Here is a 25,451-nt window from a genome sequence, read left to right as displayed (position 1 = left end):
TTATGCACTGCAACATCAGACTATGCTTTGGTAAGTATGGCTTACCTTTTATCTATACTGGTCACAGTACGGATATACGGATGCCGCGCATACCGGAGGGAGGCAAGATGCGAGGGAAAGAGCAGGAGAAGGAGCGGCTGCGCCCCGCGTTTTGCGCTGGATTCCGGGTCTGGCCATGCAGCTTCGCCGCAGACCGCCCGGAATGAGGGGGTATGTGGTTGGCTTGAAGCTTTCCACACCCTCCCTCATTCCGGACAAGCGAGGCGAAGCCGAGCGCCGATCCGGAATCCAGCGCAAGACGTGCGGCGAAGCCGCTCCGTTTCCCGTCCCCTTGCGCCCTATTCCGCCGCGACCTTCACCGGCTCGTTCGCCCTAAACGCCTGAACGAGCGCATCGCGCCTGGGCTGAGCCTGCCCGATCGCCTCGCGGCGGATGTGGCCGTAGCCGCGGATTGTGTCGGGCCAGGCGGCAAGCTCGATGGCGGCACCATGATTGCCGGCCTCGAGCGCGCCGGTGATCTCGTCGATCACCATCATGTAGTCGTCGCGCAGAGCCCGTTCCTGTCTGCGGTCGGCAAGCCGGGCGAACGGATCAACCACCGTGCCGCGAATGCGGCGGATGCGGGCGAGCAGACGGAAGACCGGCATCATCCATGGCCCGAACGTGTGCTTCGCCGCCTCGCCGGTCTTCGGGTCCTCGCCACCGAAGATCGGCGGAGCGAGATGGAAGTGGAGCTTCTTCCAATTCGAGAACTGCGCCTCCATCTGGCGCTGGAAGCTGCCGTCCGTATAGAGCCGGGCGACCTCGTATTCGTCCTTGATCGCCATCACCTTGAAGAGATTGCGCGCAACCGTTTCGGCAAGCGCGGTGGAGCCGGGAACGGCGCGCTCTTCCGCCTGGCGGAGCCTCGAAAGCCGGTCGGCAAACTCTTGCGCATAGGCCGCGTCATGATAGTCGACCAGGAAGCGCGTGCGCCGTTTGATCATCTCTTCCAGGCTTTCCGACAACCGACGATGCCCCCTGGCCTCGGCCGGGCGGGCGGTCAGCGCCTCGATTTTTGCCGGATCGTCCGCCGCAAGCCGCCCCCAGCGGAAGGCATCGCGGTTCATGGCAACCGCCACACCGTTCATCTCGATCGCCTTCTCGATGGCTTCGAGCGACAGCGGCACGGCGCCCATCTGGAAGGCGTAACCCAGCATGAACATGTTGGCGGCGATCGCATCGCCCATCAGCGCCGTGGCGATGCGCGTCGCCTCCACGAAGCCCGAGCGCCCCGGCCGCGCCCGTTCCGCGATCGCCTGAACGAGCCGGCGCGAGGGCAGCGTGAAATCCGCATCGTGGGTAAACGTGCCGGGATAGGTGAGCTGCGTGTTGACGACGATGGTGGAGCGCGCGGGATCGGCGGCGGTGAGCACCTTGGCCGAGCCCGCCACCACCATGTCGCAACCGATGACGAGATCGGCGGCGCCCGCGCCCACGCGGATGGAATGAATATCGGCGGGGCCAGGCGCGATACGGATGTGGCTGGTGACCGCCCCGCCCTTCTGCGCAAGCCCCGCCATGTCGATGATGCCGATGCCCTTGCCTTCCAGATGCGCGGCCATGCCGAGAACCGCGCCGACGGTGACGACACCCGTGCCGCCGACACCGGTGAGCAGGATGCCGTAAACGCCGTCGAGTTCCGGAAGCTCGGGCGCCTTGAGCTGCGAGACGTCAGGCCCGCCCGCCGCCTCCTGAGCGCCAAGAACCGGGGCAGGCTTCTTGCGCAGCTCCGCGCCTTCGACGGTGACGAAGCTCGGGCAGAAGCCCTTCACGCACGAGAAATCCTTGTTGCAGCTCGACTGGTCGATCTGCCGCTTGCGGCCGAATTCGGTTTCAAGCGGCTGGATGGCGACGCAGTTCGACTTCACCCCGCAATCGCCGCAGCCCTCGCAGACAAGCTCGTTGATGACGACGCGGCGGTCTGGATCGGGGAAGGTGCCGCGCTTGCGGCGGCGGCGCTTTTCGGCGGCGCATGTCTGGTCGTAGATGAGCAGCGACAGCCCCGCAACGTCCGAAAGCTCGCGCTCCACGTCGAGAAGCTCGTCGCGGTGATGGATCGTCGTGCCCATCGGCCAGCCGGTCGCGGGGGGATACTTGCCGGGCTCGTCGGTGACGATGGCGATGCGCCTCGCGCCTTCCGCCGCCACTTGCGCCGCGATCTGGGGCACGCTCAGCCCGCCGTCGTGCGGCTGGCCGCCGGTCATGGCGACGGCGTCGTTGTAGAGGATCTTGTAGGTGACGTTGACTTTTGCTGCCGCCGCCGCGCGGATCGCCAGATAGCCGGAATGGTTGTAGGTGCCGTCGCCAAGGTTCTGGAAGACATGGCCCCGCGTGGAGAACGGCGCCTCGCCTACCCAGTTGGCGCCCTCGCCGCCCATCTGGGTGTAGCCTTCCGTGTTGCGGTCCATCCACTGCACCATGAAATGGCAACCGATGCCGGCATAGGCGCGCGCGCCTTCGGGCACATGGGTGGAGGAGTTGTGCGGACAACCGGCGCAGAAATAAGGCGTGCGGGTGGCGACGTCCTCGGTGCGTTTCAGCGCGGCCTGCGCGTCCGCCAGCCGGCGCGTGCGCCCGACAAGCGCCTCGTTCGGCGCGAATTTCGCAATCCGCGCGCCGAGCGCGACCGCGATGTCGTTGGCCTCCAGCGCGGCCTTGGCCGGGAAGAGCCAGTCGCCCGCCTCGTCGCGTTTTCCCACGATGACGGGCGCATTAACGCGGCCATAGAGGATCTCGCGCATCTGGCTCTCGATCAGGCCGCGCTTTTCCTCAACGACGACGATATTCTCAAGCCCTTGCGCGAAGCGGCGAATGCCATCGGGCTCCAGCGGCCACGAACAGCCGACCTTGTAGAGCCGGACGCCGAAATCGGCGCATCTCACCTCGTCGAGACCGAGACTGTCGAGCGCCTGAAGCACATCGAGCCAGCTCTTGCCGGTGGAGACGATGCCGATGCGGGGGCTGCGGCCGCCGGAATGGACGATCCGGTCGAGCCCGTTTGCCGCCAGATAGGCGAGGCTTGCGGGCAGCTTCACCTCATGCAGCCGCGCCTCCTGGTCGAGCGGCGGATCGCCGATGCGGATATGCGGACCGCCCTGGGGAAAGTCGAAATCGGGCAGGTTGGGCGCGAGGCGGGCGAGCGAGGCATCGATCGACGCGGTCGATTCCACGTTGTCCTTGACGCATTTCATGCCGGCCCACACGCCGGCGAACCGCGACAGCGCAAAGCCGTGCAGGCCGAAATCCAGCATCTCCTGCACGCCGGCCGGGTTGAGGATCGGGATCATCGCATCGACGAAAGCGTATTCCGACTGATGCGCGGTGGTGGAGCTTTCGCAGGTGTGGTCGTCGCCCATCAGCGCCAGCACGCCGCCATGGGGCGAAGTGCCCGCAAGGTTGGCATGTCGGAAGGCATCGCCGGAGCGGTCGACCCCCGGCCCCTTGCCGTACCAGATGCCGAAGACGCCCTGAACGCGGCCCTCGCCGCGCATGGCGACCTGCTGCGTGCCCCACAGGGCGGTGGCGGCCAGATCCTCGTTGATGGCGGGCTGGAAATGGATGTCGCGCGGCGCCAGAACCTTCTTGGCGCGGGCAAACTGCTGGTCGAGGCCACCGAGCGGCGAGCCGCGATAGCCGGTTATGTAGCCCCCGGTGGTGAGCCCCGCCGCCTCGTCCCGCGCTCTCTGCATCAACGCGAGCCTGACGAGTGCCTGGGTTCCGGAGACGAAGACCCGGTCGACACCGAGATCGTATTTGTCATCGAGGCGAACCGGCTTCAGGCTCATGTCGTCTCCCATATCGATTTCAAGCATGTCGCGTCGCGGGGCATGCGCGCCTTGAGGCTGCGCGTGCAGGCGTTGAGGCCGCCTGCCCTGCTCCCGCGCACCGGCCGGCGCGGATGCGCGACCATACGTAGGTGCCGATAACTTGGCCGAGAGACCGCCGGCGCGTCAAACGGTTTGTGGGGCACCATCATCGCGGAACTTGAAATCGAACCAAATGGCCGTCCGGGCGTTTCCTCGACAGGCTGTAGAAGCCGCACAGTTTTCGCAGCCACCGGCCAGCGGAAGCCGCTACGTCGTCACGCGACAAACAAGGGGCAATTTCATGCGACGAATCTCCGTTCACGCACCGAGCCAGACGATCTTCATCGTTTCACTTATTTTCGTGGTCATCGGCGTGCTTGACGCTGTGACCACCATCTTCATGCTGCCCATCGCACCGCTATGGATAGTGACCATCGGCTACGTGATCCTGGCGCTCGGGTGCTGGGTGCGGGGGATCTAGGGGGAGGCGTTCCCGGCCCGTCCGGTTTTCGCGATCTTTCCAGTGTCATCCCGGACGCGATGCGGTGCGAAGTACCGCTTCGCAGATCCGGGATCTGCACCCGGTGTATGCCGCGCGAGATCCCGGTTCTGCGCAGCAACGTTTCACGTTGCAGCGCGCCCGGGATGACACTGGAGAAATCGGAGTTCCGACGGCAGACGCATGGATAGGCTTCGACCCCCTCCCTACCCGTAAATGACCGTCGGCAGCCACGTCGCGACCTCAGGTGCGAACCAGATCAGCGCGAGCGCCGCGACCTGCAGCAGCACATAAGGAATGATGCCCTTGTAGATGGCGGAGGTGCGCACGCTGTCGGGCGCCACGCCGCGCAGGTAGAACAGCGCGAAGCCGAAGGGCGGGGTGAGGAACGAGGTCTGCAGGTTGACCGCCATCATCACCGCGAGCCACACCGGGCTCATCGGCTCGCCGCCGGGCATCTCCATCTTCAGCAGAACAGGCGCCACCAACGGCACGACGACGAAGACGATCTCCAGGAAATCCAGGAAGAAACCGAGCACGAACATCACCGCCATCACCGCGATGACGGCGCCGAGCGTGCCGCCGGGCAGATCGGACAACACCGACTTGACGAGTTCCTCGCCGCCGAGATCGCGGAAGACCAGCGAGAAGAAACTCGCGCCGATGACGATGGCGAAGACCATCGACGTGATCCGCGCGCTCTGGCGCGAGACATCGCCCAATATGCCGGCGCGCACCAGCCGGACCAACACCAGCGCGAAACTCGCGGCGAAGGCCGCCGACAGACAGATGGCCAGCACGATGCCGACCATGTCGTAGGCCGGGATCTCGTCGCGCATGGGCCTGAGATCCATGAACGCGGTCAGAACCAGCAGGCCGATGAGCGAGACGAAGGCGATCTGCACCGCGCGGCTCGCCCCCGTGGTGAGCCGGTTGCCGGCCAGCAGCAGCGCACCCGCCGCCCCGACACCGGCGGCTTCCGTCGGCGTGGCGATGCCGGCGAGGATCGAGCCCAGCACGGCGACGATGAGGATGACCGGCGGCATCAATGCGGAGAGGATCTCGCCCTTCGGCATCGCCTCGCCCGCTTCCATCATCGCCGGCGCGGCCCTGGGGCGAATGAGCGCCACCACCATCTGCCAGCCGATATAGAGGCCGACCAGCATCAGCCCCGGCAGCAGCGCGCCGGCGAAAAGATCGCCGACGGAAACGGTGTCGGGCGCGAAATTGCCCATCTCCATCTGCGCCTTCTGGTAGGCGGTGGAAAGCTGGTCGCCGAGGATGACGAGCACGATGGAGGGCGGGATGATCTGGCCGAGCGTGCCGGCCGCCGCGATGCCACCGCACGCGAGCGCGGGCGAATAGCCGTTCCTCAGCATGGTCGGCAGCGACATCAGCCCCATGGTGACCACCGTCGCCCCGACGATGCCGGTCGAAGCCGCCAGCAGAGCGCCGACCAGCGTGACGGCGAGCGCCAGCCCGCCGTTCATCCGCCCGAACAGCCGGCCCATCGATTCCAGCAGGTCCTCGGCGACCCGCGATCTCTCCAGCACCACGCCCATGAAGATGAACAGCGGCACCGCGACCAGCACCTCGTTGGTCATCTGCCCGAAGATGCGCGAGGGAAGGGCCGCCAGCGACAGCGAGGCGCCGGCGAAATGGCCGAGCAGCGCGAAGACAAGCGCGACGCCGGCCAGCGTGAAGGCGACCGGATAGCCCATCATCAAAAGGACGCAGGCAACGGCGAACATGGTGATGTCGAGCGAATGGAGCAGGTCGGCGGGATTGAAGAACGAGAACATCATGCGGTTCTCTCCCCATCCGCACCCGCTTCACGAGTGAAGCGGCGAAGCGCGGCCGGCTGGCCGGCAAGCGCGCTCACGCCCTTGATGATGATGCCGACACCCTGCAGCGCCATCAGCCCGGCAAAGACGAGGATCAGCGTCTTCAACAGGTAGATGCCCTGAATGCCGGAGGTCTCGCGCGAGCCTTCCAGGATCGACCAGGATCGCGCGACGTAAGGCGTCGAGACCCAAAGGATGACCGCGCACATCGGCAGCAGGAAAAACAGCGTGCCGAACGTGTCGACAGCCGCACGAACCCGGGGACGCGCCTCGCGATAGAAGATGTCGACACGCACATGGGCATCGACCGCAAGCGTATAGGCGCCGGCCAGCAGAAAGGTCGCGGCATGCAGGTATACAATCGATTCCTGCATCCAGATGGAGCCGATGCCAAAGACGTAGCGCATAAGGACGACCGCGACCTGGATCACCACCATCGCCGGCATCGCCCACGAGATGGCGCGCCCGATGGCGCAGTTGAAGCGATCGATGGCGGAGGCAACGGCGAGCATAAGGAAAACCCCGGATGAACGTCGCGTTCGCATAGCACCGCCGGGGCGAAATGGAAACCGGAAGGCATCGCGGAAACGGTGAGGCGGGTAAGGGCTGTCCGCGCCAGGTTCGGCGTGCCCCCTTTTCCGCCATTGGAGAAAAGGGGGCACGCCGTGGGTATTTCTCGAAACGAACGCGCCGTCTCGTGGCTGACGGGGCGAGCCCGTACCGCGAGAAATCGCTCCAGACAGCTTGCTGGATCCTATTCCTGTCGACCGGATCGATTCGATCCGGTCGCAATAGGCTCTAGAAGCTCAGCGACACGTCGCGGTGGCCCGAGGAACAGGCGGCTACGAAGAGTGCCTGATCACGCGGCAGACGCGGCTGGCCGCGAAGCCCGATCGTATCGCGGATCGCCGCCTCATAGGTCTCCAGTTTCGGCAGCAGCGTCTGTTCCGCCTGCCGCCGCCACGCAAGCCCCGCCTCAAACGTCTGCATCGTTTTCGCGATCGCAGCGCGCGCGGCCTCCTTGTCCGGCGTCCTCGACCGCATCGCCTTGCGCACGGCGTTGACATCGGAGCGGACATCCGAGGCCCCCTCCACGTCACCAACGTGCGAGCGAACCTGCTCGACGTAGTCGACATAGGCCGCGGGCTCCAGCTCGTCGAGCTTGGGTTCCAGCGACTTGAGATCGTCGGCAAGCGCGGCGTAGGCGTCCGTGTCGCGCAGCACCTTCAGGATTTCCTGCAAGGGCTCGTAGGCCTGATCGGTCGTGCGGCGGAAGGTCAGCCGGGTAATATTCTCCTGGCGCTGGATCTTGGAGAAGGCGGTGTGCTTGTCCTTCCATTCGGCCGGGATCTGCGCATTCAGCTCGGCGCGCTGAGCCTTGAAGTCCTCGATCTTTTGCGCGGCGCGTTCGCCGGCAGCCTGCGAATAGATACCCGTGGGACCGGACCGGCGCACGATCAGTTCCTGAGCGTCGATCTTCTTGTCGAGACGGCGGATATCACGCTCGATCTCGCGCACCCGGTCATGCAACGGCCGATAGTCGACGGCCGCGGTTTTGGTGGTGGCTTGCGCGGCCACGATGGCATCCATCGCCGGCATCGCCTCGCCCGCCTTGCCGATCGCCTGCGAAAGGTCGCCGCGCAGGTCCTCCGGCAACACGGAGAGATCAAGCCCCTTCGCCGTCGCGATCGCCGCGCGGATGGTATCGCCGTTGTCGGCGAACTGCGTGCGGTCCCACTCCTCCATGCAGTATTGCAGGCGCGGGTTCTTCGGCGGCGGCGCCGTTTCCGACATCAGCGAAACGCGGTTCGGCAGATAGTTCACCAGCGCCGGGTAGAAGCCGACCACGCACAACGCCAAAATCTGCAACCCGATGAAGGCGATGACGCCCTTGTAGATGGAGATCGTGCGCACCGTGGGCGGGGCGACGCCGCGCAGGTAGAACAGCGCAAAGCCGAAGGGCGGGGTGAGGAACGACGTCTGGATGTTGAGCCCGATCATCACGCCCAGCCACACGGCGGTGACGTTTGCACCGGGATCGGCCAGCAGGATCGGAGCCACGATGGGGACGACGACCACGGCGATCTCGATGAAATCGAGAAAGAAGCCGAGGATGAAGATCACCAGCATGACGATGAAGAACTGCATCCAGAAGCCGCCGGGCAGCCCCTGCAGGAACGTGCGAACCAGTTCCTCGCCGCCGAACGCGCGAAAGGCGGCCGTCAGCATGGCCGCGCCGATCAGGATGATGAAGACCAGCGACGAGGTCTTCGCCGTCTCGATCATCACGCCCCTGAGCGTGTCTTCGAACTTGATGGTGCGCCAGCCGCTCCACAAAAGCGAGATCAGCAGCAGCGACACCGCGATGCCGGCCACCACCAGCGCCAGCATGTCCGCGCTGGTCTGGATGTTCTTGACGTTGACCGAATGGAAGCCGACCACGATCGCGATCGCGATCAGCGCGATGACCATGATCGTCGCCGGCCGGTAGGCCCCCTTCTCGCCGTCGCGCAGCCGGTAGCCGGCCATCACCATGGCACCCGCCGCGCCGATGGCGCCGGCCTGGTTGACGGTGGCGACGCCCGCGATGATCGAGCCCAGCACCAGAAAGATCAGCGCCAGCGGCGGGATCAGCGTCATCGCCACCTTGGCCAGAAAGGCGCCCGTGATCTTCTCGCCGGTATGGACCGACGGCGCCAGATGCGGCTTGGCGATGGCAAAACCAAGGATGAACAGCATGTAGAGCCCGACCAGCAGCAGGCCGGGGATGAAGGCGCCGAGGAACATCTCGCCGGCCGATGTGGAGACCACGCCGAAATCGGACGGCATGGAGATCTCGCCGGTCGAGGCCTTGTAGAGCTGCTGGCGCAGCGTGCCGGCCTGATCGACCGCGCTGGCGAGCTGGTCGGCAAGGATGATGAGCACGATTGAGGGAGGGATGATCTGGCCGAGCGTGCCCGAGGCCGCGATGGTGCCGGTTGCAAGCGGCACGGAATAGTTGGAGCGCAGCATCGCAGGCAGCGAGATCAGCCCCATCGCCACCACCGTGGCGCCGACGATGCCCGTGGTCGCCGCCAACAACGCGCCGACGAAGACGACGGAGATGCCAAGCCCCCCCGGCACCGGGCCGAACAGCGTCGCCATGGTGACCAGCAGGTCCTCAGCGATCTTGGAGCGCTGCAGCATGATGCCCATGAAGACGAAGAGCGGAATGGCGATCAGCGTGTCGCGCTCCGCCTCCCAGTAGACGCCCCGGAAATTCGTGACGCCGGCCGAGAGCCACTGGCTTGGGCCGCCAAGGGCGAAATAGGCGTCCGTCGTGCCGGCGAACAGCCAGCCGGAGGCAGCGGCGATGGCGATGGTGACGATCGCCGAGCCCGGCAGCGCGAAGGCCACGGGAAATCCCGAGCCGAGTGCCGTCGCCATCAACAGGACGAGAAGGATTAGAAAGAAGAGTTCCATGAATGTCTCTCTGGAGAATCTCGCTGGCTCGGCTACTGGATGGCGTGGACGTTGTGGTCCCGCCCCCCGGGCTCGCCGCGGATATCGGCGACGGCATCAAGGAAATAGCTGACGAACTGGATCATCATCGATACGGCGAAGACGGCAAGGAAGCCCGCCATGAGGTACTTGACGTAAAGGCCGAAGCCGGCCTGCGTCGTCTCGAAGGAGAGAAGCGGCGAGTTGATGATGTTCGACTTGCCGCCCATGCCCACCACCAGGATGACCCAGCACAGCGCAATGCCGAACACGACCGAACCGATGGCGTTGACGTAGCCTTTCGTGCGCGGCGAGAAGTTCGTGTAGAAGACATCGACGCGCACATGCCCCTCCTCCTTCAGCGTGTAGGCGCTGGCGAACAGGAACAGCGCCGCGTACCAGAAGCGCACCAGATCGGCCATGAAGGCCTGCTCGTAGGAGAAGATGAAGCGGAAGAGCACGATCATCAGCTCCGCCGCCACCACCAGCAGCGCCAGCCAGGGAAAGCCGAGCGTGCGGGTGAAAATGGCGAGCACGATGGAAAACGCGATCAACGGCATGTGGACATAGGGCCCGCGCCACTGCGAGCGGCCGAGATCGCCGGCGATCTGATGCCCGACGAGCCCCTCCAGCAACCCTTCCACCCGCAGAAACGAGATCACCATGTCGGCAAGACCGACGGTCAGCACCGTCCAGAAGGCGGCGCGGATGATGAAGGCGTTGATATCGGAGATCCGCCGGGAATCGACGCGCAACGGCGTGTCGCGATGCGTCTGCACGTAGCCCGCCGCCAGCGCGATCGCCACCACGTAGAGCCCCGCCTGCAACACGGCGAGAGGATCCCCGGAGACATAGGCCTCCGGACCCGGCATCCCCTGCCAATAGGTCAGGTAGTTGTTGAGGAGATAGGCGGCGAGGACGGCAAGAACCGACCAGCCGAAGAGGCGGAATATCATTGCACTCTCATTCGACCTTGCGGCCAGCCGAAGCCCCGTGCCGCTCATTGATCGTTGTCCCGCATCGCCGTGATCTCTGCCTCGTGCGAGCGGGATTGTTGTCCCGGTTCACCGGGAGCGATGTCCCGGATGTTCCCTGCGGCGCGATGTTATCGCCTCCGCCGTCGGGTTTCCAAGCCCGGATGACGCAGCGTCGCGAGGACGCGCATTCCGGATGCATTGAGGAAGACGATACGGAAACGGGCGGGCCCAGAAGGCCCGCCCGGCACCTGACCCGACGATCACACGGTGATGCCGAGAACGCGGTTGCGCTGCTCGGTGTAGCCGGTATCGGCCAGAAGCATCCAGCGGCCGAGATCGGAGCGCGCCTTGGCGAAGCTCTCATGCGTGCGCTTGGCGAGATCGGAATGCTCCACCGTCTGGGCGAACACCTCCTCGGAGGCCTCGCCGAAGGCGTCGTAGATCTCGTTGGAGAACTTCCTCAGCTTCACGCCATGCTCGTTGATCAGCTTGTCGAGATAGATGCCGTTGTTCTGGTTCGTCTCGGCGGCCTGCATGGCGTTTTCCTCCATGCATGCGGCCTTGATGATCTGCTGGTCGGCCTTCGACAGGCCGGAGTACCAGGACTTGTTGGTGCCCAGCGCCAGTTGCAGCCCCGGCTCGTGCATGCCGGGATAGTAATAGTATTTCGCCGCCTCGTAGAGCTTCAGGAAGTAGTCGTTCCACGGGCCGACCCACTCGGTCGCATCAAGGGCGCCGGAGACGAGGTTTTCGTAGATCTGGCCGCCGGGCAGAGAGACCGGAGACGCGCCGAGCTTGGCCATGACGTCGCCGCCAAGCCCGGGAATGCGCATTTTCAGGCCCTTCAGGTCGTCGGCCGTCTCGATTTCCTTGTTGAACCAGCCGCCCATCTGCACGCCGGTGTTGCCGGCGGAAAACGCCTGCACGCCGAAGCCGTCGGAAAGCTCGTCCCACAGCTCCTGGCCGCCGCCGAACTTCATCCAGGCATCCATCTCGGGATAGGTGAGGCCGAAGGGAACGGAAGCGAAATAGGCAAAGGCGGGATGCTTGCCCTTCCAGTAGTATTCGGCGCCGATATAGGCCTGGGCATTGCCGGACGCCACTTCATCGAAGCTGTCGAAGGCCCCCACGCGCTCGCCGGCGGCGAAATATTCCACGTTCAGACGCCCCTCGGAGAGTTCCCCGATACGCGCGGCGAGACGCTGCGCGGAGGTGCCCAGGCCCGGGAAATCCCGAGGCCAGGTGGAGACGATGACCATGTCGGTGACATTCTGCGCGTGCACGGCGGGTGCGGCGAGCGTGGTGGCCGCAGCGGCGCCCGCGCCAAGCCCGGCATTCTTCAAAAATGAGCGACGATTCATGAAAAACCTCCCAAACTGAATGTGCGCGTCCGGCGAGCCGCGCATTCAACGGCGCCTCCTCCGGTCTCCCCTCCCGGTTTGAAGCGCGCCAATCCCCGTATAACGGGTCCTGGCTCTGATATAAAGCGCATGTCCTGGCGGTATACAAGGAAAAGTCCCGCAAACAGCCACGACTTATAAATTCGATATTATATGGCGCGTTTTTGTGCAGACGAATACGAAGATCCGGACCACGATGAATTCATCTTTGCTTTCCGCCACCGCCTTTTGCGGTGTCCGGACAGCACTGCACCGAGATCCCCGAACGCGGGAAACCCGGCCTCCGCCCGGCGATTCCCGCCGGAAGGACAGGTATCCTTACGAAGCAGTCTCGAAAAAGGCAAGCAGTGCTGACGTAATTGCCGCCACGATCAACGACACCAGAATGGCCCCGGCCCGGCTCCTGTCCGCAACCGGGCGCATGGGTCCGTCCGACCTTGGCGGCGGGTTGCGTTCGCCCCGCCGCCGCCGATCGGATCGTCCGTTGCGACGCCGCTATTAGCCGTCGTCACCGCGTTGTCACACGGTGATGCCGAGCACCCGGTTGCGCTGTTCGGTGTAGCCGGTATCAGCCAGCAGCATCCAGCGCCCCAGATCGGCCCGCGCCTTGACGAAGCTCTCGTGGATGCGCCGCGTCAGATCGGAATGCTCGACGGTGGTCTGGAACACCGCTTCGGCGGCCACGCCCATCTCGTCCAGCACCTCGTCGGGGAAGCGGCGCAGCTTCACCCCGTGCTCGTTGACCAGCTTGTCGAGATAAATGCCGCTATTGTGGTTGAACTCGGCCGTCATCATGGCGTTCTCCACCATGCAGGAGGCCTGGATGATCTCCTGATCGACCTTCGACAGGCTGGTCAGCCAGGACTTGTTGACGCCCATGGAAAGCTGCGAGGCGGCCTCGTGCAGGCCCGGATAATAGTAGTACTTCGCCACCTCGTAGTACTTCAGGAAGTAGTCGTTCCACGGCCCGATCCATTCCGCGGCATCGATGGTGCCGGCGACCAGCGCCTCGTAGCTCTGGCTGGCGGGCAGCGAGACGGGGGCGACGCCGAGCTTCGACATGATGTCACCGCCGAGCCCGGGAATGCGCATCTTGAGGCCGCGCAGATCGTCGACGGAATTGATCTCCTTGTTGTACCAGCCCGCCATCTGCGTGGCGGTGTTGCCGGCCGCGAAGGGTTGCAGGCCATATTCGTCGCCAAGCTCGTCCCACAGCTGCTGGCCGCCGCCGAACTTCATCCACGCGTCCATCTCGGCATAGGTGAGGCCGAAGGGAACGGAGGTGAAATAGGAAAAGCCGGGGTTCTTGCCCTTGAAGTAGTAGTCGGCCGAGCAATAGGCCTGGGCATTGCCCGACGCCACTTCATCGAACACGTCGAAGGCGCCCACGCGCTCGCCCGCGGCGAAATACTGAACGTTGATACGGCCTTCGGTGAGATCGGAAATACGCTTGGCGAGCCGCTGACTACCGGTGCCGGGGCCCGGAAAATCCCGGGGCCAGGTGGCGACGATCACCATGTCGGTGGTGGTCTGAGCCCTGACCGCCGGTGCCGCGAGCACGGCAGTGGCGGTGGCCGCGGTTCCGACGCCGGCATTCTTCAAAAATGAGCGACGATCCATAATCGTATCCTCCCAATAGGTGCGCAAGCTTATGACGCAGCGCTTGTGTCACGCGCCTCTGCGATAAGAGGCGACCAGAACCCCGCGAAGGGCCCGGAATTCGCTATATTGCGCAGGTGCCGGCCTCGCACAAGAAAAAGTCACGTAGAGCCCTTCGATCGGAATATCTGCCGCACCCGAATTGCCGCAACGGCAATTTATTTCGCTAAACATGCCAATTGCGCATCCCTGTCTCTCCACCCCAGGCAAACCGGCGCGAAAGCGGACATGAAAAAGGGCGATACGGTCTCCCGCATCGCCCTCGTTTCGTCGCCGTTCCCGCCGTTCAGGCGGTCCCGCCCGACAGCAAGCGCCGTAGGGTCACGGCACTACACGCTGATGCCCAGCACGCGGTTGCGCTGCTCGGTGTAGCCGGTATCGGCCAGAAGCATCCACCGGCCCAGCTCGGAGCGCGCCTTGACGAAGCTCTCGTGCGTGCGCCTGGTGAGATCGGAGTGTTCCACCGTCTCGGCGAACACCTCCTCGGAGGCCTCGCCGAACGCGTCGTAGATCTCGTCGGAGAACCGCTCCAGCTTCACGCCGTGTTCCTTGATCAGCTTGTCGAGATAGATGCCGTTATTGTGGTTCGTCTCGGCCATCTGTACGGCGTTCTCTTCCATGCAGGCGGCCTTGATGATCTGCTGGTCGATCTTCGGCAGGCTGGTGTACCACGACTTGTTGGTGCCCAGCGCAAGCTGCGAACCCGGCTCGTGCATGCCGGGATAGTAGTAGTATTTCGCCGCCTCGTAGAGTTTCAGGTAGTAGTCGTTCCAGGGGCCGACCCATTCGGTGCCGTCGATGGCGCCGGAGACGAGGTTTTCGTAGATCTGGCCGCCGGGCAGCGAAACCGGCGAGACGCCGAGCTTGGCCAGCACGTCGCCGCCGAGGCCCGGCATGCGGAATTTCAGGCCCTTCAGGTCGTCGGCCGTCTCGACCTTCTTGTTGAACCAGCCGCCCATCTGCACGCCGGTATTGCCGGCGGCGAAATTCTGCAGGCCGTAGCTGTCGGCCAGTTCGTCCCACAGCTCCTGGCCGCCGCCGAACTTGATCCACGCATCCATCTCGGCATAGGTGAGACCAAAGGGAACCGAAGTGAAATAGGCCCAGGCCGGATGCTTGCCCTTCCAGTAATAATCGGCGCCGATATAGGCCTGCGCGTTGCCGGACGCCACTTCATCGAAGCTGTCGAAGGCCCCCACGCGCTCGCCGGCGGCGTAGTACTGCACGTTGATGCGACCTTCCGTCAGTTCGCCGATGCGCGCGGCAAGGCGCTGGGCGGAGGTGCCGAGACCGGGGAAATCCCGCGGCCAGGTGGAGACGATGACCATGTCGGTGGTGGTCTGTGCCCTGACCGCGGGCGCAGCCAGGGTGGTGGCCGCGGCGGCGGTCGCACCGATGCTGGCGTTCTTCAAGAACGAACGACGATCCATAATGTATTCCTCCCGAGTAAAACGTGCGCGACACGCGTTGCCGCGCTCACGACGGCGCCCCGCCCCGGGTCCCGACCGGGGTGCGGCGCCTGGCCCCGCCAAGGCGGAATCCGTCTACAGGATATAAAACGCACAGCCCCGCAGTTTACAAGTTAAATTGCCGTTTCTATGTGGAAATCTGTACGTAAACACCTGTATTATATGGCCGTTTGTATAGAATAGGATAGATTCCATGACCCGACCGATCGTTCTTGTCTCGGCAGATGTCCGCCCCGGCGACGGCCATGAGTGGCACGCGGCCGCCGCGACCTATCTGGAGGCGGTGATCACCGGTTCGGATGCCGTGCCGCTGGTTCTGCCATCGCTGGGTGCGGCGATCGATCTCGATGCGGTGCTGACCCGCGTCGACGGCGTGATGCTGACCGGCGCGCGCTCCAACGTTCATCCCTCGCTTTATGGCGGCGTGGCCAGCGCGGAAAACGGCCCCTACGATCCCCAGCGTGACGCAACCACTCTGCCGCTGGCGCGTCGGGCGCTGGAACTGGGCATCCCGCTGCTGGCGATCTGCCGCGGAATGCAGGAGCTGAACGTGGCGCTGGGCGGCACGCTGGCGACCGAGATCCAGTCCCTGCCGGGGCGGAGGGATCATCGCGCGGCGCAATCGGACGTCCAGGACGAACGCTACGGCCTTGCCCACGAGATCGAGGTGGAGGCGGGAAGCTGCCTTGCAGCCGTGCTGGGCACTGCTCCGGACGGCGGGGTGACGCGCGTGAACTCGCTGCACCGGCAGGCTGTCGACATGCTGGCGCCAGACCTTCTCGCCGACGCACGCGCTGAGGACGGCACGATCGAGGCCGCCCACCCGCAGGCTGCGAAGGGCTGGGCGCTCGCCACCCAGTGGCACCCCGAATACTGGGTCGCCTCCGACGAGACCTCGAAGAAAATCTTCGCCGCATTCGGAAAGGCGATGCGGGCGCGCATGCGGCGGGCGGAATAGGAGGGACGAGTTCCCCCTGCCGGGGCTTCGCATGCATCGTTGCCGTCCCCGCGAGCCCGTTACGGGGGCTTCTTCCTGAAAGGAGAAACGCACCGGGCTATTCTTTTTGCCAACAGGCACTAGTGTTGGACGCGCGGCGCCGCAAGAAGCGGTGCATCGGAATAGGTGAGGGAGAAAGACGGAAATGAGCGACAACAAACGCCGGATGCTGCGCTCCAGGGCCTGGTTCGACAATCCCGACAATCCGGCCATGACCGCGCTCTACCTGGAGCGCTACCTGAATTTCGGCCTCACCCGCGAGGAGCTGCAGTCGGGCAAGCCGATCATCGGCATCGCCCAGACCGGCTCGGACCTCTCGCCCTGCAACCGGCATCACCTGGAACTCGCCAAGCGCGTGCGCGACGGCATCCGCGAGGCGGGCGGCATTGCGTTCGAGTTTCCCGTCCACCCGATCCAGGAAACCGGCAAGCGCCCGACGGCGACACTCGACCGCAACCTCGCCTATCTGGGGCTCGTCGAACTGCTCTACGGCTATCCGATCGACGGCGTGGTGTTGACCATCGGCTGCGACAAGACCACGCCCGCCTGCCTGATGGCTGCGGCGACCGTCAACATCCCGGCCATCGCGCTTTCCGTCGGGCCGATGCTGAACGGCTGGTACAAGGGGCAGCGCACCGGCTCGGGCACCATCGTGTGGAAGGCGCGCGAGATGCTGGCGGCCGGCGAGATCGACGTCGGCGGCTTTGCCGACCTCGTCGCCTCCTCCGCTCCCTCGGTCGGCTATTGCAACACCATGGGCACGGCGACGACGATGAATTCGCTCGCCGAAGCGCTGGGCATGCAGTTGCCGGGCGCGGCCGCCATTCCCGCCCCCTATCGCGAGCGCGGGCAGATGTCCTATCTCACCGGCAAGCGCATCGTCGACATGGTGCACGAGGACCTGAAGCCCTCCGATATCATGACGCGCCAGGCCTTCGAGAACGCGATCGTCGTCAATTCAGCGATCGGCGGCTCGACCAACGCGCCCATTCACCTCAACGCCATCGCCCGGCACCTCGGCGTACCGCTCGACAATGACGACTGGCAGGAGATCGGCCACCACGTGCCGCTTCTCGTCAACATGCAGCCGGCGGGCGAATATCTTGGCGAGGACTACCACCATGCCGGTGGCGTGCCGGCGGTGATCGCGGAGCTGATGAAGGCGGGGATGCTGCCGCATGCCGATGCGATAACGGCCAATGGCAAGCCGATCGGCGAGAATTGCGAAGGCGCCGAGAACCTCGACACGAAGGTCATCCGTCCCGTCGCCGACCCGCTGATGAGGGACGCGGGCTTCGTCAACCTGAAGGGCAACCTGTTCGACAGCGCGATCATGAAGACCAGCGTGATCACGCCCGAGTTCCGCGCCCGCTATCTGGAAAACCCGGACGACCCGAACGCCTTCGAGGGGCGCGCCGTCGTCTTCGAGGGGCCGGAGGACTATCACGACCGGATCGAGGACCCGGCGCTCGCCATCGACGAGAGCTCGATGCTGTTCATCCGCGGCACCGGCCCGATCGGCTATCCCGGTGGAGCGGAGGTGGTGAACATGCAGCCGCCGGCCGCCCTGATCAAACGGGGCATCACGGCGCTGCCCTGCATCGGCGACGGCCGGCAATCGGGCACGTCCGGTTCGCCATCGATATTGAACGCCGCACCGGAGGCGGCAGCCGGCGGCGGGCTCGCGCTTCTGCGGACCGGCGACCGCGTGCGCATCGATCTCAACAAGGGCATGGCGAACGTCCTGATCGGCGACGCGGAACTTGCCGAACGCCGCAAGGCGCTGGAGGCGGCCGGCGGCTTTGCCTACGCCCCAAACCAGACCCCCTGGCAGGAGATCCAGCGCGCGCTCGTCGACCAGTTCGACAAGGGCATGGTGCTGAAGCCGGCGGTCAACTACCGCGATGTCGGCAACTCCGCGCCGGCCGTGGGAAGCCACGGTATCCCCGGCGTGCCGCGCGACAATCACTGAAGCGGGCGGATGCCCTCATGAAAACAGCCACCTGCTCCCCTCTCCCCCACAAGGGGGAAGGGGGGCCCACTGATTGCGCACGGCACACCAGCACCCTGTCTGCTTGAACTGTGCGAGAGAGAGGGTGCGGAAGGGAGCGCATCGACGCCCCACGCAAAAGGGCTGCCCGCGTGACGGACAGCCCTTCGAATTTCGCAACAGATACAGAGCCTGTTACGCCGCCGGCTGGTAGAGCCGCGACTGTACCAGGCCGGAGCCGGACAGCCTGTCGAGCGCCTTGGCGCCGGCGAGAACGCCGAGATCGACCAGCGGCTCGACGATGATCACCGTCATGTAGGCCGCGCCGAAAGAGGCGACGTTGGCCATGTTCTCGGCACCGAAGCCCTGGCCGTAGAGCGCCCAGAACCCGACCCAACACACGATGCCGCCCTGGTAGGCCGTGGAAAGCGCCAGCGCCTGGGAGTACTTCACGTCCTTGTAGGCGGTGGCGGCGGGAATGATGCGCTTGGCGAGGAAGCTCATCGCATAGAGCGGCACGATGATCGTCGTGACGTTCATGCCATATTGCGGCAGGTCGAAGGGCGCGAAGAACAGCCCCTGAAAAAGCAGGCCCAGCGCCAGACCGAGGCTCGCCGGACCCGCGCCGAAGATCAGGAAGAGCGTCGAGCCGAGGATCAGGTGAACCTCGGAAACGCCGACGGGATGATGCGGCAGCACCTGGAAGAAGCAGAAGACCAGCGCGGTGGTGATCACCGTGCGCGCGGCGAGCGCGGAGGCGCCGCCGATCCGGCCGAGGCCGTTGCCGCTTTCGCGCACGGTATCGAGCGCCATCTTGCCGGCAAGCCCGAGGGCGGCCGCGCCCGTGGCATAGCTCAGGACGATCTTGGCGCCGTCGACGACGCCCGGTTCGATATGCATGTCGTTCCTTTCCCCGCACCCTTCGTGCGGGTTCGTGGCGCATGCCGCAAGACGGCAGCGCCGGTTGAGGCCGATATCCGGGCAGGTCTCCTGACTCACGCCTCAACACCGAAACTCCACCTTCCCGGGCTTTTCGCCCAGTGGCTTTGCCTCCCGGGCGTATCGCCCGGTGGACAACAGGAGCCGGCTCCGCGTTCACAGTTGCGAGGGCAGTCACGGATCAGGCCCCCGATTGGGTCGGCCTTGCCGTGTTCCCATTTAATCCCGCGGGCTTTGCCCGCATGGAACCCGAACACCGCATCCTAGACCAGATTCGATCCTCGGGGAAAGGCACACTGCGGGAATTCGCGATCACGACGGGCCCGCTCTTGTCACGCCCTTCGTCCGCCCGCATAGTTCCGCCCCTGGGGTGATCACGGGGCGGACATGGAGCCATGAGGAGGGCGCTCTATGACGCATGTTCTTATATTGGGTGCCGCCGGCATGATCGGCGCCCGCCTGGCGATGCGCATCGCGGAAAACGGCACCATAGGCGGGCAACCGGTCGACCGGCTGACACTTGCCGACGTCGTCGAGCCCGAGGCCCCCGCGATCGCCGCTGCGCCGGCTGCCCTGCCCATTGAGACATTCGCCGCCGATATCTCCGATCCGGAAACGGCGGAACGGCTCGTCTGCCTCAAGCCCGACATCATCGTGCATCTGGCCGCGATCGTTTCCGGCGAGGCGGAGGAGGATTTCGACAAGGGATACCGGGTCAATCTGGAAGGCACCCTGCGGCTTCTGGAGGCGTTGCGCGCCGCCCGCCATGTCCCCCGGCTTGTCTTCGCCTCGTCCATCGCCGTCTACGGCGCGCCCTATCCCGAGCGCATTACCGACGAGCACCACCTGACCCCGCTCACCTCCTACGGCACGCAGAAGGCGATCTGCGAACTGCTGATCGCGGACTATTCGCGAAAGGGATACGTCGATGCGGTCGGGCTCAGGCTTCCCACCATCGTGGTGAGGCCCGGCAAGCCCAACAAGGCGGCTTCGGGGTTCTTTTCCTCCATCATCCGCGAGCCGCTGAACGGCGAGGTGGCGACGCTGCCCGTGCCCACCACCGTGCGCCACTGGATGGCGAGCCCGCGCGCCGCCGTGAGCTTTCTCGAACGCGCCGCAACCATGGACACGCAGCCGCTGGAAGGCCGCCGCAACCTGACCATGCCGGGCATCTCGGTCACCGTGCAGGAACAGATCGACACGCTTCGCGAGCTTGCCGGCCAGCAACGCGTCAAACTCATCCGCTATCAGCCGGACGAGAGGATCACAGCCATCGTCGCGGGCTGGCCGCGCGACTTCAACACCTTCCGCGCCCGCAGCCTCGGCTTCGCCCCCGACAGGAGCTTTACCGACATCGTGCGCACCTACGCGACCGAAGAAGGCATCCGGCTGTAGGGCAAGCCTGCACGCCTGCACGCAACGCGCGAACGGGGGTGAGCGCAAGGTGGTTTCAGGATCTGCGGAGGTTGTGGCGCTCGATCGTGTGCAGCGACTGGGGCAGCGAGAAGCCCTTCAGCATGCGGGTGCCGAGTGCCTCGCTCGGCCCGCCCCAGGTTTGCGCGAAGGCCTGCGAGCAGACGATGCTTCCCGGCTGGGACTTGGCGATATCCTCCAGCCGGCTAACCAGATTGACCGTCTGGCCCACCACCGTGAAGTCGAGCCGATCGCGCGAGCCGATATTGCCGTAAACGACGGGCCCGAGATGGAGCGCGGCCGCAAAGCAGGGGAACACCCCGCCGCAGCTGGGAGCGAGCGCCACGTCGCGCAGGACAGCATCGGCCGCGTTCACCGCCGCCACCGCCTGGCCGCAGGCAATCGCGGCATTGACCGACCCGTCAACGGGAAAGATCGCCAGCAGTCCGTCGCCGAGGAACTTCAGCACCTCCCCCCGATTGGCCTTCACCCCGTCGGCCACCGCCTCGAAATAGGTGTCGAGAATGGAAAGCAGCTGCGCCTCGGAGCAGCGTTCCGACAGCGCGGAGGAACCACACAGATCGGTGAAGAGCACGACCGCGTCGAGATGGCCCATGTCGCCACGCCGGAAGGCGCCCGACATCACCCGTTCCGCCGGCCCGCGACCAAGATAGGTGGTGAGCAGCGAGCGGGCCGAACGGCGCATGGCGACCGGCTCCAGTGTCGCTGCCAGGGCATGGCGCAGCGACATGATCCGCTCCGCCGTCGCCTCATCCAGCTTTTCGGAAAAGACGAAGGCGCCGCCCTGAACCGAACCGTCGCCGTAGATGAAGGGGATGGCGATGTAGTCGCGTCCGCCGATTTCAGCCTGTTCGTGCAGGCTCTCGTGATCGTCGGGGGAAAGGGCCGTGAGATCGTACCGCCGGGGCGCGCGCGTCTGCACCACCGCCTGGAACGGACTGCCGAAATAGGCGGGGCCCTCCAGGGTCTCGCGGTCGACGACATAATCCTCGACGTGATCCGGCCGCCACACCACGCCCCACGCGGACATCAGCGGATCGGCGAGGCGTTGGCCGATGCGGCAGCGGATGAGCGGCAGGCCGGCATCGATCAGCCATCGGCAGACGCCGTCAACGATATCGGCCGGAGAATCGAAAAGCCGCGCCTCGCGGATGAGCCAGTCTTCCAGCCCGTCCAGCGTCTTGCGCGGCTTCACATCATTTGCGGTCATGTTTCGACGGCCCCGCCCACGTTGCCCTTGCGAACCAGGATACCCTGGCGGACCAAGATACCCTTGCGGAACTCACCGCAAGGGGTTGGCGGGACATAGGGCCTCGCGGCTCCGCTGGCAATCGCGTTGCCTGCGGGCCGGGCGCCAGACGCTTAAACGACCGCCAGGTCGCGCGCCTCGTTGCGGTCGCCGGCGTGGACCAGCTCGTAGAAGACCACCTGGCCTTCCTTAAGCAGGTTAAGGCCCGCCGCCTTGACCGCGTTCATATGGACGAAGACGTCGCTTCCGCCATGGTCGGGCTCGATGAACCCGAAGCCCTTGCGCGGGTCGAACCACTTCACATTTCCGTTTTCCATTTTTGTTTTTCCTTATTTCATGAAATATCGAAGCCGGCGCACATGTTTGCGCAGCCAGCTTGTGCAACACTTGCGGTTCTTCAAAAAGATCCGCCGGAAGGGAACCATCCGGGCCATGCGCAACGGGGACACAAAGCGGTCCCGACTTTCGCGCTGGCTCTTTTTTCTTTTTTCACCGGGGCATTCCGCCCCAGGCTGAGCCGTTTCGGTCTCAATTCATCTTGGATGGTGGACCGGTGTGGTTAAAAGATGGTGCATGAGCTGTCCGAATTCAAGCACGGTGAAACCCGTGCGCAATGACCGCCATGGAACAAATGCGAAAAATGATCGGGCATCTGCCTTTTCGCCGCCTCCCTGCCGTGCAAGATGGAGGACAACGCAAGAACACGGAACCGGACATGACCGACTGGCTGAACCACGCCGGCCTTGAAAGCATTTGCGCGCCCGAACCCACCAGCGAGACGCCGGGGTCTCGCTGGTGAAAGAGCATGAGCGAGACGACGAACCCGATATCGACGACGTTGGCGGTTCCGCGGGCGGACGGCGACCGAAAAGCACGTTTTCCGGCTTCGGACTGGATCTGCCGGGCCATTTCGCGGCCAAACACCCCGCGATCGCCGCTCTCCTGCTCGTTCTGGTGATCGTCGCCTCGGCGCTGGCGATCCCGAAGCTGCATTTCGACGACAATCTCCAGCGCATCTTCGCCTCGCGCGCGGAAACCTCGGAATCGCTGACGAGCGGGCGCAACGTGGTGGTGCTGGTGGAAAGCGAGCGCGCCTTCACGGCTGACGACTTCTCCGCCATGCGCGACTTCTCGCTTGAGCTGCAACTTCTCGACGGTGCGGAATTCGTGCTCTCGCCCTTCTCGATGCGCTTTCCCACGGCCGATCGGGACCATCCGGGCGAGGCCGTCTTTCCCTTCGACATCAAGGACGCCGATATCGGCGCACGGCTTGCAGCCTACCGCGCGAGCGAACCCGACATCCGGCCTCTCATTTCGAAGGACATGAAGAGTGCGCTCATTTTCGTGGCGCTCGACGGCACATTGAAACGCGGCCAGCTGCGCGCCAAACTCAGCGATATCCGCACGCTTTCGAAGGACTTCACCAAAACCGGCCTCACCTACGAACTGACCGGCGTCGATGCCATCGCCTTCGATATCTCGGGGGCGATCAAGTCCGACCTCATCCGGTTGAACGGGGCGGGCTGCGTCATCGCCATCGTCCTCGCCTTTCTGATCTTCGGCACGCTGCGCACGACGCTGGTGGTGGCCGCCCCCGCGCTCGTCGGTGCGGGCGTGTCGCTGGCGCTGTTCGTCGCCTTCGGCTTTCCCGTCACGGTGCTTTCCAACGTGGTGCCGATCCTGGTGCTGGTGCTCGGCATCGCCGACAGCATTCATCTGACCATGCACTATCTGGTGGAAACCGAAGGCACCCGGCGCGAACGGCTGACGCAGACCATCTCCGACGTCGGCCCTGCCTGCGCGCTCACCGCGCTCACCACCGCCATCGGCTTCGGCGCGATCGGCGCCACGTCGAACGCACCTTTGCGCGAGCTGGCCATTCTGGGAGCCGCCGGCGTGATGGCCTCCTATCTGGTGGTGCTGGTCGGTTTCACGCTGATCGCTCCCTATTGCCGGCCGCCGGCGAAGAAACGGCGCGGGGTGCTGATGCGCGCGCCGGTGCCAGCCTTTTTCGAGCGTTGGGCGCTGGGTCGAACGCGGCTCGTCATCGCCGTCGCCGTTGTCGTCATGGCCGGCGGACTCTGGTCGATCTCGCGCACGGAGATGTGGTTTCCGCTCTTCCAGAACATGCCGGAAACGAGCGACGTCAGGCTTGCCAACGACCGCATCGAGAAGGCTTTCGGCGGCTATTTCCGGCTGTGGATCGATCTCGACGTTTCCGGCGACAACGCGCTCGAGACGAAGGCCGGCTGGGCGCGGATGAAGAACCTCGTGGAAAAGGTGGAAGCCGCCGCGCCCGACTATTCGGTGCTCTCCGTCGTCACCGCCGCGCGCTGGCTGGGCGAACCGGACCGCGCGCCGAGCGAGGAGGAACTCGCAAAGCTCGATACCGCCCAGCGCACGCAGCTTCTCTCGCCCGACGGCAAGACCGCGCATGTCATCGTGTTCGTGCCCGAGCCGATGCGCGACCACACCACGCTGCGCCTGCAGGACGCCATCACCACGGCGGCGAAAAGCGCGGGTGCGCAGCGCATCTACGGCTTCCCCGCCGTGCTGCGCCACAACGCCCTGCCGATGATCCGCCAGCTTGCGGAAGGCCTGATGGGGGCCTGCATCGTTGCGGTGATCGTGGTCGCCGGCGCCTTCCGCTGGCCGATGCTGGCGCCCGCCCTGCTGTTTCCCAACGTGCTGCCGCTGGTCATATCCGCCGCGGCGCTTCATCTGGTCAACAACGGACAGGTCAATCCCACCGCCGTGCTGGCGCTGACGGTGGCCTTCGGCATCGCGGTGGACGATTCCATCCACTTCGCCAACCGCTACCGGCTGGAACGCTCCATCGGTCTGGACGTTGACGAAGCGCTACGGGTGGCGATCGGCCAGACCGGCCGGGTGATGATCATCACCACGGTGCTGATCGCGGCCGGCGTCATGGTGACGCTGACCAGCGCGTTCGCCACCGTCAGGCTGTTCGGCATCATGCTGATCCTGACGTTCTTCGTGGCGCTTCTGGCGGATCTGTTGCTGCTGCCCGCCATCCTGCGCCTGAAATGGCTCCGACGTCCCAAATGGTTTGCCGAGACATGATTGAACGACGCCTCACCATCGCCTTTGCCGCAACGCTTGGCCTTTTGACAGCGGTCCTTCCCGCCGCCGCCGACCCCGCGCTCGGCACCGCCACCGGCCGCTGGGCCGGCAAGGGCTGGGTGAAAAAGCCGGGCGATGCGGCAAAGCAGATCGTGCGCTGCCGCATCGCATCCGATTTCGAGGCGCCGCGCCTGTCGATCGACGGCAAGTGCGCCGCCTCGGGCACGAATTTTCCGGTCAAGGGCTATATCGACGAGACGAGCGGGCGCTTCACCGGGCGCTGGTACAGCCCGACAAGCAGCGCGGTCGCCCCGGTGACGGGCCGCGCGCGCGGCAAGACCGTTGCCATCAGTTTCACGTTTCCGGGAAAGGAAGGCCACAAGCCGGTTTCCGGAAATCTGAGCTGGGAAAAGGGCTCGGACGAACTGGTGCTGACCAGCACCGACGGCACGAACGAGCTGAGCCGGATCGTGTTCGAGCGGTGAGACGGAAAAGCGGACGGCGCTGACGCGCCAGCTGATTTGCTGGCTTCCGGGTCTGGCCATGCCGCTTCGCGACAGACCGCCCGGAATGAGGAGTTTG

The 25,451-nt window shown here is 65.0% G+C and carries 18 protein-coding genes and 1 riboswitch; of the genes, 7 read left to right on the top strand and 11 right to left on the bottom strand.

The window, feature by feature from the left end:
• Positions 1-338 precede the first annotated feature (338 nt).
• Positions 339-3,827: an indolepyruvate ferredoxin oxidoreductase family protein gene (locus C8N35_RS17345; protein ID WP_107991034.1), complete on the bottom strand. Its 3,489-nt coding sequence runs from the start codon at positions 3,825-3,827 to the stop codon at positions 339-341.
• Positions 3,828-4,149: 322 nt separating this feature from the next.
• On the opposite strand from C8N35_RS17345, the gene C8N35_RS23715 reads away from it, so the two are divergent.
• On the top strand, positions 4,150-4,329 hold the full coding sequence (locus C8N35_RS23715; RefSeq protein ID WP_146177425.1) for a hypothetical protein: 180 nt from the start codon (positions 4,150-4,152) through the stop codon (positions 4,327-4,329).
• 224 nt (positions 4,330-4,553) lie between these two features.
• Here the strand turns inward: C8N35_RS23715 and C8N35_RS17335 are convergent, their stop codons facing one another.
• The 7 genes from C8N35_RS17335 to C8N35_RS17305 all read right to left on the bottom strand — a co-directional run bounded on the left by C8N35_RS17335 (position 4,554) and on the right by C8N35_RS17305 (position 15,137).
• Positions 4,554-6,152 carry a TRAP transporter large permease gene (locus C8N35_RS17335; protein ID WP_245926834.1) on the bottom strand — a complete coding sequence of 533 codons (1,599 nt, stop codon included), beginning with the start codon at positions 6,150-6,152 and terminating at the stop codon, positions 4,554-4,556.
• Positions 6,149-6,703, bottom strand: a complete 555-nt coding sequence (locus tag C8N35_RS17330; RefSeq protein ID WP_107990965.1) for a TRAP transporter small permease subunit — start codon at positions 6,701-6,703, stop codon at positions 6,149-6,151. The genes C8N35_RS17335 and C8N35_RS17330 overlap by 4 nt, the downstream gene beginning before the upstream one ends.
• 286 nt (positions 6,704-6,989) lie before the next feature.
• A complete protein-coding gene (locus tag C8N35_RS17325) occupies positions 6,990-9,653 on the bottom strand; it encodes a TRAP transporter large permease (RefSeq protein ID WP_107990964.1) in 2,664 nt (887 codons plus the stop codon).
• Positions 9,654-9,685: 32 nt separating this feature from the next.
• Positions 9,686-10,627, bottom strand: a complete 942-nt coding sequence (locus C8N35_RS17320; RefSeq protein ID WP_210203576.1) for a TRAP transporter small permease subunit — start codon at positions 10,625-10,627, stop codon at positions 9,686-9,688.
• A gap of 281 nt (positions 10,628-10,908) precedes the next feature.
• Positions 10,909-12,009, bottom strand: coding sequence for a TRAP transporter substrate-binding protein (locus tag C8N35_RS17315; RefSeq protein ID WP_107991032.1), 1,101 nt, complete (start codon positions 12,007-12,009; stop codon positions 10,909-10,911).
• A gap of 558 nt (positions 12,010-12,567) precedes the next feature.
• Positions 12,568-13,668, bottom strand: coding sequence for a TRAP transporter substrate-binding protein (locus C8N35_RS17310; protein WP_107990962.1), 1,101 nt, complete (start codon positions 13,666-13,668; stop codon positions 12,568-12,570).
• Between the two features lie 368 nt (positions 13,669-14,036).
• Positions 14,037-15,137 carry a TRAP transporter substrate-binding protein gene (locus C8N35_RS17305; protein WP_107990961.1) on the bottom strand — a complete coding sequence of 367 codons (1,101 nt, stop codon included), beginning with the start codon at positions 15,135-15,137 and terminating at the stop codon, positions 14,037-14,039.
• A 232-nt stretch (positions 15,138-15,369) separates the two neighbouring features.
• Between C8N35_RS17305 and C8N35_RS17300 the strand changes: the two genes are divergently transcribed.
• Together C8N35_RS17300 and C8N35_RS17295 are read left to right on the top strand one after the other, a co-directional pair.
• On the top strand, positions 15,370-16,134 hold the full coding sequence (locus C8N35_RS17300) for a gamma-glutamyl-gamma-aminobutyrate hydrolase family protein (RefSeq protein ID WP_107990960.1): 765 nt from the start codon (positions 15,370-15,372) through the stop codon (positions 16,132-16,134).
• A 184-nt stretch (positions 16,135-16,318) separates the two neighbouring features.
• Positions 16,319-18,145, top strand: coding sequence for an IlvD/Edd family dehydratase (locus C8N35_RS17295; protein ID WP_107990959.1), 1,827 nt, complete (start codon positions 16,319-16,321; stop codon positions 18,143-18,145).
• 213 nt (positions 18,146-18,358) lie between these two features.
• Here C8N35_RS17295 and C8N35_RS17290 read toward each other — a convergent pair whose 3' ends face one another.
• Positions 18,359-19,063 (bottom strand): energy-coupling factor ABC transporter permease, encoded by a 705-nt coding sequence (locus C8N35_RS17290; RefSeq protein WP_107990958.1) that lies wholly within the window; start codon positions 19,061-19,063, stop codon positions 18,359-18,361.
• 63 nt (positions 19,064-19,126) lie between these two features.
• A riboswitch (cobalamin riboswitch) is annotated at positions 19,127-19,370 on the bottom strand.
• Between the two features lie 143 nt (positions 19,371-19,513).
• Here C8N35_RS17290 and denD point away from each other — a divergent pair.
• Positions 19,514-20,497, top strand: coding sequence for a D-erythronate dehydrogenase (gene denD / locus C8N35_RS17285; protein WP_107990957.1), 984 nt, complete (start codon positions 19,514-19,516; stop codon positions 20,495-20,497).
• Between the two features lie 55 nt (positions 20,498-20,552).
• Here denD and C8N35_RS17280 read toward each other — a convergent pair whose 3' ends face one another.
• Both C8N35_RS17280 and C8N35_RS17275 read right to left on the bottom strand, forming a co-directional pair.
• A complete protein-coding gene (locus tag C8N35_RS17280; protein ID WP_107990956.1) occupies positions 20,553-21,746 on the bottom strand; it encodes an adenylate/guanylate cyclase domain-containing protein in 1,194 nt (397 codons plus the stop codon).
• Between the two features lie 152 nt (positions 21,747-21,898).
• Entirely contained in the window at positions 21,899-22,102 is a 204-nt protein-coding gene (locus C8N35_RS17275; protein ID WP_107990955.1) for a cold-shock protein, read from the bottom strand.
• Between the two features lie 296 nt (positions 22,103-22,398).
• Between C8N35_RS17275 and C8N35_RS17270 the strand changes: the two genes are divergently transcribed.
• Genes C8N35_RS17270 through C8N35_RS17260 form a run of 3 tightly spaced genes read left to right on the top strand, consistent with a single transcriptional unit; the run spans position 22,399 to position 25,354 of the window.
• The gene (locus tag C8N35_RS17270; RefSeq protein ID WP_107990954.1) at positions 22,399-22,584 is read left to right on the top strand and encodes a hypothetical protein; all 186 of its coding nucleotides are present in this window, start codon (positions 22,399-22,401) and stop codon (positions 22,582-22,584) included.
• On the top strand, positions 22,581-24,869 hold the full coding sequence (locus tag C8N35_RS17265) for an efflux RND transporter permease subunit (RefSeq protein ID WP_107990953.1): 2,289 nt from the start codon (positions 22,581-22,583) through the stop codon (positions 24,867-24,869). Before C8N35_RS17270 ends, C8N35_RS17265 begins: the two co-directional genes overlap by 4 nt.
• The gene (locus C8N35_RS17260; protein ID WP_107990952.1) at positions 24,866-25,354 is read left to right on the top strand and encodes a hypothetical protein; all 489 of its coding nucleotides are present in this window, start codon (positions 24,866-24,868) and stop codon (positions 25,352-25,354) included. Before C8N35_RS17265 ends, C8N35_RS17260 begins: the two co-directional genes overlap by 4 nt.
• Positions 25,355-25,451 lie beyond the last annotated feature (97 nt).

Source organism: Breoghania corrubedonensis (assembly GCF_003053845.1).
Lineage (GTDB): Bacteria > Pseudomonadota > Alphaproteobacteria > Rhizobiales > Stappiaceae > Breoghania > Breoghania corrubedonensis.
Note: the sequence above shows the minus strand (reverse complement) of the source record. Positions and strands in the feature narration are given on the sequence as shown.